Annotated in this window: 6 protein-coding genes and 1 pseudogene; all 7 read right to left on the reverse strand. The window is 64.0% G+C overall.

Annotated elements, in window-relative coordinates:
* Positions 1–94: 94 nt before the first annotated feature.
* Positions 95–1189, reverse strand: a pseudogene (rpoD, locus tag Q0J60_RS03060) (RNA polymerase sigma factor RpoD).
* Between the two features lie 221 nt (positions 1190–1410).
* Positions 1411–3273: a DNA primase gene (gene dnaG, locus Q0J60_RS03065; RefSeq protein WP_294438764.1), complete on the reverse strand. Its 1863-nt coding sequence runs from the start codon at positions 3271–3273 to the stop codon at positions 1411–1413.
* 365 nt (positions 3274–3638) lie between these two features.
* Positions 3639–4559, reverse strand: a complete 921-nt coding sequence (ribF, locus tag Q0J60_RS03070; RefSeq protein WP_294438765.1) for a riboflavin biosynthesis protein RibF — start codon at positions 4557–4559, stop codon at positions 3639–3641.
* Positions 4543–5553 carry a tRNA pseudouridine(55) synthase TruB gene (truB, locus tag Q0J60_RS03075; protein WP_294438766.1) on the reverse strand — a complete coding sequence of 337 codons (1011 nt, stop codon included), beginning with the start codon at positions 5551–5553 and terminating at the stop codon, positions 4543–4545. Before truB ends, ribF begins: the two co-directional genes overlap by 17 nt.
* Positions 5550–6548: a bifunctional oligoribonuclease/PAP phosphatase NrnA gene (locus Q0J60_RS03080; protein ID WP_294438767.1), complete on the reverse strand. Its 999-nt coding sequence runs from the start codon at positions 6546–6548 to the stop codon at positions 5550–5552. The genes truB and Q0J60_RS03080 overlap by 4 nt, the downstream gene beginning before the upstream one ends.
* A 3-nt stretch (positions 6549–6551) precedes the next feature.
* Complete coding sequence (gene rbfA, locus Q0J60_RS03085) at positions 6552–6938, reverse strand: 30S ribosome-binding factor RbfA (protein WP_294438768.1); 387 nt, start codon at positions 6936–6938, stop codon at positions 6552–6554.
* Between the two features lie 100 nt (positions 6939–7038).
* The coding region (gene infB / locus Q0J60_RS03090) for a translation initiation factor IF-2 (protein ID WP_294438769.1) at positions 7039–8049 on the reverse strand (1011 nt) is incomplete at its 5' end.

The raw sequence follows: 8049 nt of genomic DNA on the forward strand, positions 1-8049 counted from the left end.
AAGGGTCCGACACGTGTCGGACCCTTTTCATGCCAACGCAAAAAGCCCGACGGTTTAACCGTCGGGCTTTCACATGCTCTTACAAACCGGAGCGCTAGTCCTCCAGGTAGTCCTTCAGACGGGCGGAGCGGTTGGGATGGCGCAGCTTGGCGAGCGTCTTGCTCTCAATCTAGCGGATGCGCTCGCGGGTGACGCCGAACTGTCGGCCCACTTCCTCGAGCGTATGCGGATGGCCGTCCTCCAGGCCGAAGCGCAGCATGATGACCTTGCGCTCGCGCTCTGCCAGGCCCTCGAGCACCTTGCTCAGCTGCTCCTGCATCATGGAGAAGCTGGCGGCATCGGGCGGCACGATGGCGGCGTCATCCTCGATGAAATCGCCCAGCTGAGAATCCTCTTCCTCGCCGATGGGCGTCTCCAGGCTCACCGGCTCCTGGCTGATCTTTTGGATCTCACGCACGCGCTCAGCGGTAAGGCCCATCTTCTCGCCGATTTCCTCCGGCGAGGGGTCGCGGCCCAGCTCCTGCAGCAGCTGACGCTGGATGCGCACGAGCTTGTTGATGGTTTCCACCATGTGCACGGGAATGCGGATGGTGCGTGCCTGGTCGGCGATGGCGCGCGTGATTGCCTGGCGAATCCACCACGTGGCATACGTGGAGAACTTGAAGCCCTTGGTGTAGTCGAACTTCTCGACCGCGCGGGTGAGGCCCAGATTGCCTTCCTGAATCAGGTCGAGGAACAGCATACCGCGGCCCACATAGCGCTTGGCGATGGACACCACCAGACGCAGGTTGGCCTCGATCAGCTGCTGCTTGGCGTCCAAGCCCACCTGCTCGACGCGCGTGAGGCGGCGGCGCTCGCGACGATCGAGCTCGATGCCCTCGTCCTCCGCCTTCTCGAGCTCGGCGGTGGCGGCGACGCCGGCCTCGATCTTCATGGCAAGATCGATTTCCTGGGCGGCGTTGAGCAGCGGAACCTTGCCGATTTCCTTGAGATACATGCGCACGGGGTCGCCCGTGAGCATGGTGACCGAGGAATCAGCCGTACGACGACGGATGCGCGTGGAACGAGAGGAGACCTTGGGAAGGTTGACCTCGACCCCTTCGGCGGCCTTGAGCTCTTCCTCGGGGATGCCCTCGAGCAGATCCTCATCGGAGAGATTCGACTCGATCTTGTCTTCCTCGAGCGTCATCTCGGCGTCATCGACGACGGTCTTTTCCTTTTTGGAATCTCCGGTTGCTTTCGATTTGGCAGCAGTCACAGATGCTATCCTTCCTCCGGAAAATGGGCATAGTAGCCCTAAAGATACAGCAATCAATATTACCACAAAACGCGACCCGCTGAGCAACATTTTTTCCTCGGGTCACGCGCACGCACAACAGCAGCGGCGAGCCGGGCTTTCAGGGCCAAAGCTTAATTGATGGCACCCAGAGGCTTGTGCTCGCGACGCAGCGCGGTGAGGTCCTTCTGCATGGACACCACGGCGGCATACGTCAGGTCATAGTCCTCCTGCGACATCGACGAAGGGTCCTTGAGCTGCACGTTCAGCGCGACAACGGAGTCCTCCATATCGCGAATGGCCAGCTCCTCGGCCAAGAACTGCGCCACCTCGGCAGGTTCGAAATCGTCATAGGTCGAAGCGAACGTGAGCGTGGACGCCGATCCCGGCCGCAGCTCCTCTACCCCGCGCACCACGTCTCCCGCGCTCGCCTGGGCATTCTCGGAGAGGTATGCGAGCAACGCCGCGGCGATATCCGCATGTGCTGAGCGTCGCCACTGCGTCTGCGCCAGCACGGCGGCATATCCCATGCCTAGCTGGGGCTCCCGAGCGCACAGCGACAGGAATTCGCGCTCGATGCGAAGCCGCTCCCGCTCGCGCGGCGAAAGCTGGACGGCAGTCTGCTGCTGCGGCATCGGAGTCGCCGGCTCCTCTTCGCGATCCTGCATCGAGCGAGGCGCCGGCGTGGCGGCAAGCCGCTCCACCACCGTTTGCGTATCCATCTGCAGCCTGTCGGCGATGTAGCCCGCGTATTCCTGGGCGAGCACCGACTGCTTGATGGCGGCAAGCAGGCTCAGACATTCGGGCAACGCACGGCTGCGGTCGGCGAAATCGCTCAGATCATGACGCGACAGCGTGCGGTCGATCGCATAGCGCAGAAGCGGCACGGCATGCTCGAGCAGCTCCTGCAACGCGTCGGCGCCACGCTGCTGCACGAAATCCGCCGGATCAAGATCATCAGGCAGCGTGACCGCATACAGCTCTACGCGAGAGCGCCCCGCCTCGGGCAACATGCTCTCGTCCACGAAGCGCGCGGCGCGGTCGGCAGCCCTCTGCCCCGCCTCGTCGCCGTCGAACAGGTACACGATGCGGTTCTTGGCGTGGCGCGACAGCGCGCGAATATGTCTGAGCGTCAGGGCCGTTCCCAGTGTGGCCACGGCGTTTTTGACGCCCGCCTCGTGAAGCACGATCACGTCAGTGTAGCCCTCGACGACAATTGCCACGCCGGTAGCCGCCATCGTGGCCTTGGCCATGTCGAGCCCGAACAGCACCTCGGATTTATGGAACACGGGTGTTTCCTGCGAGTTCAGATACTTCGGCTCGCCCTTGCCCACAACGCGACCGCCGAACGCGATGGTGTCGCCCTCGGCGTCACGAATGGGAAACATGATGCGGTCGTAGAATCGGTCGCGCAGGCGCCCGTCGCGCTTGGACGGCAGCGCCACGTTGGCGTCGATCATCTCCTGCGGCGTGAAGCCCAGCGAACGAAGCCGATAGATCAGCGACTCACGACCCGGCGCATAGCCCAGATTCCATCTCTTGGGCACGTCCCCGCCCAGCTTGCGGCTGGAAAGGTAGGAGCGCGCCGCATCCACCTGGTCGCCCCTGCCGCGCATGAGCTGCGTATGATAGAACTCCGCCGTGGCTTCGCACACCTCCTTGAGGCGCGCTTTCTTGCCGCGCGAGATGCGCTCGCCCGGCGCCTCGGAGATCTGGATGCCCGCACGGCGCGCAAGCTCGCGCACCGCGTCGACAAACCCCAGGTCGTCGATCTTCATGACGAAGCTGAACACATCGCCGCCCTCGCCGCAGCCGAAGCAATGCCACAGCTGCGTGGTGGGATCGATTTTGAACGACGGCGACTTTTCGTTGTGGAAAGGGCAGCACCCCCAGAAATCGCGGCCGCGCTGACGCAGCTGGACGCGCTCCCCTGCGATAGCAACCAGGTCGCTCGCCTCGCGCACGCGGCGGATATCGTCCTCAGAAATTCCAGGCATGTCTACCTCCTTCCTTTTTTCATCCCACCGCGAGGGTTCGGGAGGCCCTCTAGGCGTCGCCCACTGTGCTACCGCTCGCTTCGCTCGCTATGCGCTCCGTTCCTGTTTTCAACTTTCAAATTATATAGTTTGAAGAAACAGAGCGACGCTACGAGAGCCTCCCGAACCCTCGCTGCGGATTTCCAATACTGCGGAATCAGAACGAAACAGCGAGCGGCAATCCGGTGCCTCAAATAGCCCCGCCTTGGGGCCAAGCGTACTTCGTACGCGCCGAGCCCCAAACAAGGGGCTAGGTGAGGTGCCCGATTGCCGCGCAGCGTCGCAGCGCCTCAACGAGTAGTTCCGCCGTTCGTAGAACGGCGGAACTAAAGATTATCCCTCACCCACTGGATGTTGCCCTTCACGGTAGCGATGAGCTCATCCACGGATTCGAATTTAATCATGGGGCGCAGATAGTGCACGGGCTCCACCTGGATGACGTCGCCGTAGATCTCGCCCGAAAAGTCCAGAATATGGACCTCGCAAGACGCGGTCGCATCGGCGAACGTGGGAGCCACGCCTACGCTCATGGCCGCCTTGTAGCGCGCACCGTCGACGGTGACGTACGCCGCATACACCGCCTCGCCGAGCACCTGCATCATCGAAGGCAGCGAGATGTTCGCCGTGGCGAATCCCATGTCGGTTCCTTCGCCGCGACCCTTGAGCACAGCGCCTTCGAACACATACGGATGCCCCAGCAAGGCGCATGCCTGCTCGCATTCGCCATCGGCGAGAAGCAGACGGATGCGTGTCGCCGTAATGGGGCGGCCGTCGGCGCTTTTGAGGTCGTGGGCACACACATGCATGCCGTCGCGCGAGCCCCACGCCTCGAGGTCGGCCACGGTTCCCGCCGCACGCGCGCCGAAGCGGAAGTCGCTTCCCACGTGCATGGCATACGGAACTGCGCCCTTGAACAGGGAATCCAGAAACGCCGAAGGCTCCTGAGAAGAGAACTCAGTCGTGAACGGCAGCACCACCACGGCGTCGACGCCTGTTTCGGCGAGCGCCTCGATGCGGCGCTCGTTGCTCATGAGCTTCTTGAGCCTGTCGGCGTGGAAGCGCTCGTCGGGATCGATATCGAAGGTCAAAACCGCCGAAATCCCACCGGATTCGCGAGCGGTCTTGACGGCCTCGCCGATGAGGAACCTATGCCCGCGGTGAACGCCGTCGAACACGCCGAAGGCGCACGACGCCCCCGCGAGCAGCTGATGATCGAACGTGTCGTCTGCCTTATAAACCTTTGCCACGAATGACTCCTTGCGAAAACACACAGCTCGGGCGCGCAACGCCGCGCGCCGGATCGGCCGCATACAGGGCCGATAGTTCGTTTTCATATACGAGGCTTATGACCTCATCGTTTGCAGGCGCGCCGCAGCTTTTACGGGCGCCGCGCCGGGGGCCGCAGTCGCTGTCGTCGTAGCGGCGCGGCGGCTCGAACAGCGTCAGGCCGTCAAGCGGAAGCGGACGGCCGTTGCGCACGGCCTTCGCCTGCTCATCGTCCAGAAACGCCATGCGATACCCCAGCAGAAACACCGGGTCGACCACGGCGTCCAGCCCGCGCTGCTCAAGCGTCTCGAGCGTCACACAGTCCTCGACGTCCAGATTGCCCGCCACGATGCGGCGGAGCTCGTCCACATGCGCCGCCGTGCCCAGGGCCACGCCTACGTCACGTGCGATAGAGCGGATGTAGGTGCCCTTGGACACCGAAATCCTCACGTCCCAATACAGGCGCGGCGCGTTCGCATCCGTCTCAAGGCCGAGAAGTTCGGCGTCGTAGATCTGGATGTCGCGCGGTTCAAGCTGGATGACGTTGCCGGCACGCGCTGCCTCATAGGCCTTCACGCCGTCGCGCTTGATGGCCGAATACGCCGGCGGCAGCTGGCGATGATGGCCCACCAAGGAACGCACATAGTCCGAGGCAAACGCCGGATCGCACACCTCGGGCGGCACAGGCGCCGTACGGATAGGCGTGCCCTGCGCGTCGTCAGTATCGGTGGCGACGCCGAACGCGATACGCACCTCGTAGGTCTTGTCATGCGCCGTCATATAAGCGTCTAGGCGCGTCGCGGGGCCCACGCACACCGCCAACACGCCGGTCGCCAGCGGGTCGAGCGTGCCGGTATGCCCCACGCGTCGTTCTCCGAAGATGCGGCGCACGGCGTTCACCACGTCGTGCGAGCTCTTGCCCTGCGGCTTATCAATGCCCACGATGCAGCAGATGCCGCTTTGGCCTCGCTTCATCGAACCGCCTCGCACAAAGCGTCAAGGCGCTCCGGCAGGACGGCCAACGCATCGGCAAGCTGCCCCTCGAACGTGAAGCCGGCAGCCGCCTTGTGCCCGCCGCCGCCGATGGAGCGCGCAAGCTCGGCCACGTCAAGCTCATCGCCTTTGGCGCGCAGGCTGCCGCGCACGCAGTCGACCTGCTCGCGCAGCATGCACGCGGCCTTTACGCCCTTGAGCGAACGCAGCGTGTCGATCAGCGGCTCGGCATCGGCCTTCACGGCTCCCGTGCGCTCGAAATCGGCGAGCGTGACGTACGAAAGCGCCCACAGGCCGTCCTCGGCGACCTGCATGTTCTCAAGCATGATGCGCTCGAGCTGGATAGATGCGCTCGTACGGGACTGGTAGACCTCGCGAGCGGCGAGCGACGGGCTTGCGCCGGCCGCCACCATCTCGCCGGCGGCGACGAACGCCTCCGCCGTGGTGTTCTGGTACTGGAAGCGGCCGGTGTCGGTCATGAGCGCGACGTAGCAGCACAGCGCCATTTCAGGCGAAGGCGTAACGCCAAGCTCTTTGATCAGCTGCCAGATGAGCATGCCGGTAGCGGGGCTATCGGGGTCAACGTAATTGAAGTGCGACATCGACTCCGGCACGGCATGGTGGTCGACGGTGAAACGCACCTCGGCGCGCTCCTGGACCTGGGCGCCCTCCCCCATGCGCGACGGTGTGGGAACGTCGCACGCGATGAACGTGCGCACCTCGCCATCGAACTGGGAAGCAGGCACCATATCGGCAATGCCGGGAAGGAATTCCAAACCGGCCTCGATGGCGTTAGAGCTGGCGAGAACGCACGTGGCACGCTTGCCCAGCGACCTGAGCGCCAGAGCCAGCGCGAGCTGCGAGCCCAGGCAGTCGCCGTCGGGATTCACATGCCCGCATAGCACGAAGCCGTCATGCTTCTTGAGCTCTTCTGCCATCGCGGAAAGCGTGGTGTTGGTCTGGGGAGTGACTGCCATGGCCTACTCCTCGCTCTTCAGCGCCTCGTCGGTGCCGTGCGACTCGGCATTGCGCTCAGCATCGCGCGAAAGCGCGTCCGAGATGCGCTGCGCCTCGTCGACGCTCGCATCAAGCAAAAAGCGCAGCTCAGGGGTTACGCGCCACGAAAGCGCACGCCCCAGAAGCGAGCGGATGCGCCCGCGCGCAGCCGCAAAGCCCGCCGCTGCATCATCGTAGCGGCCGGGCTCCGTCGTGTAGAACACGTTGCAATAGCTGCGGTCGAAACTGACCTCGCAGCCGGTGATGGTGACCATATGCAGGCGCGGGTCGCTGACCTCAAACAGGAGGATGTTTGCCAGAGCCTCGCGGGCCTGCTCGTTCACCTTGCGACTCGAACTCGATTGTTTCATATCGCCCTCCTTCCAAGAGGGTTCTCAAAATGCATTATGGGGCGCAAAGGCCGCAAAGGCCTTCGCACCCCTGACGGTATCTCAAACGTATGCGCTGCCGCTACTCGGTTCTTTCCACCTCTTCGATGCGATAGCCCTCGATGACGTCGCCCACCTTGATGTCCTGGTAGCCGTCGACGCCGATGCCACATTCGTAGCCCTGCTTGACCGTCTTCACGTCATCCTTGAAGCGGCGCAGCGAGGAGATCTTGCCCTCGAAGATAACCGTGGAGTCGCGCACCACGCGCACCTTGTCGTCGCGGCTGATCTCGCCCTCGGTGATGTAGCAGCCGGCGATGTTGCCAACCTTGGGAACGCGGAACACGTCGCGAACCTCGGCGGAACCCGTGTCGCGCTCGACGATCTCGGGCGACAGCATGCCCACGCGGGCCGCGTTGATGTCCTCGATGGCCTGGTAGATGACGCGATACAGGCGGATGTCGACCTTCTCATGCTCGGCAGCCTTGCGGGCGCCCGCGGTGGGACGCACGTTGAAGCCGATGATGATGGCGTCGGACGCCGCGGCCAGGGTCACGTCGGTCTCGGTCACGCCACCCACAGCGGAGTGGATGATATTGATCTTGACCTCGGACTGGTCCATCTTCTCGAACGCGTCGCGCAGCGCCTCGATGGAGCCCTGCACGTCGGCCTTGACCACCAGGTTGAGCTCGGTGGCGCCGCCCTCGATGCGGTTGAACAGGTCGTCCAGGCTCATATGGCTCTTGGCCTCCTGGGCGGCCAGGCGGGCACGCAGCGCACGCTCCTCGGCGAGCTTGCGGGCATCGCGCTCGTCCTCGAACACGCGGAACTCGTCGCCCGCGGTGGGAACGCTGGACAGGCCCAGAATCTCCACCGGGTCGGAGGGACGGGCTTCCTTGGCGTGCTCGCCGCGCGGGTTGACCAGCGCGCGAACGCGGCCATGGCTCGTGCCGGCCACCACGGCGTCGCCGGGCCTCAGGGTACCGCGCTGCACGAGCACCGTGGCAACCGGGCCACGGCCCTTGTCCAGGTTGGCCTCGATGACGAAGCCGGACGCCAGAGCGTCGGGATTGGCCTTGAGCTCGAGCACATC

This window comes from uncultured Slackia sp. (assembly GCF_944321625.1).
In the GTDB taxonomy this organism is placed as follows: Bacteria; Actinomycetota; Coriobacteriia; order Coriobacteriales; family Eggerthellaceae; genus Slackia.